We start from the raw sequence: 1,627 nt of genomic DNA on the forward strand, positions 1-1,627 counted from the left end.
CATCAAGCTCCTCTAATACAGGATTTAGAAGCGTTGGGGCGCTGTCTTACCAGTGGAAGTATTGGGACGGGGGGGCGTATGTAAACATCCCGGGCGGCACCACCGACCCATATGACGATTACACATACGCTCCCTCTCCGTATATCTATCCCGGGGCGATGCAAGCGTCTACTACGAATACGTCCAGCGTGGCACTCTCGGTGAGCGGGGAATCTGTTATCACGGGATTGATTAATGCTTCATTGGTGCAGTATTATAAAATCGTAGTATCAGGGGTAGGAGATGGGACAGATGAGGCTCAGACCAACGGCTACAAACTTGGGGGGACCCTCAATTATCAGCTCTGGCGGTCGGCCACGGATGCAGACAGCGATTTCAGTAACCTGACGGCGCCAACTACAGTTGAAAACTATTATGACACCGCGTATCCTGCGGTGACCTTCCCCGGGGCAGCAGTAGCGACAGACGATACATACTCAGACAAGGTAGGGTTGAGTGTTACGGGAAGCAACATGACTACCTATCCTCATTATTATTTCTATACTCTGTCGGCCACCGGGACGACAAGCGTTAATTCTACTCACGCACAGGGCTATCAAGCCTATGGCACCCCAGCATATCAATGGTATCAAAGCAACTCTACCAGCCCGAGCGACTATTCGGTTCTAAGCGGGGCTACGACGGCCTCTTGGGACGATACCACGGCTCCTGCGGGACTCATAACACCGGGCAGTGCGGACGCTACTGATGGGACCTACTCGTTCAACATAAGCGTCTCCCTTGTTGGGAGTGGCGTAACGGACGGAGAGGCCAGGTATTATCTTCGGGAAATGACGGCTACCGGGGCGACGAGCCAGAACTCAACTGCCGATAGCGGATATAGAAACGCAGGGCCGCTCTTAATTCAGTTGATGAGAAGTGCCGGGGATAGCGATGATAATTACTCCGATATAGTGGGAGTGACTTCAAGCCCATATGTGGATACGGATGTTCCACTCCCTACCATAACCCCCGGGACGGCGGTGGCAAGTAACGGCACATACACAGATTATGTCTATGCCTACTTGTCGGGGGCATCGTTCAATGATGGAGTGGGCAGATATTACAAATGGGTAGAAACCGCCGATGGTGCAGCCTCGCAGAACTCCACGCCTGATCGAGGACATACAGGGATAGGGACTCCACAATATCAGTGGCAAAGGACCAGCGACGATGAGGACTGGGGATTTTCAAACTTGACCGGGGCCGTCTCTGCGAGCTTGAACGATACCACCGCTCCTGTCGGAGCGATAGGTGATGCCCTGGCGATAGCCTCGGATGCCGAATATGTGGACAAAGTTACTCTGAGTCTATTTGGGGGAGCGACCACAAACGGTTCACGGCGCTATTATCGCTGCGTTCTTAACGGGTTGGGGGCAACAGAGCAAACATCATCTTCCAACAGAGGCTTCAGGGGAATAGGGAATGCTACTTATCAATGGTTCATATCGGCAGCAGACTCGGACGCTGATTATTCCAATATCACCCCCCCTGGCCTAACGGATTATGCTTACAATACCACCAACGGTGTCTTTTATCCTGACGGCAGGTTCTACCTGGCGGCAATAGTGGCTACCGGAGCCACCGA

The 1,627-nt window shown here is 52.9% G+C and carries 1 protein-coding gene; it reads left to right on the plus strand.

The genetic code is table 11. From position 1 onward, the window contains the following. On the plus strand, nucleotides 1–1,627 hold a 1,627-nt coding region (locus HWQ67_RS17955; protein ID WP_218254066.1), incomplete at both ends, for a hypothetical protein.

It is taken from the genome of Candidatus Magnetobacterium casense, from assembly GCF_019173545.1.
In the GTDB taxonomy this organism is placed as follows: Bacteria; Nitrospirota; Thermodesulfovibrionia; order Thermodesulfovibrionales; family Magnetobacteriaceae; genus Magnetobacterium; species Magnetobacterium cryptolimnobacter.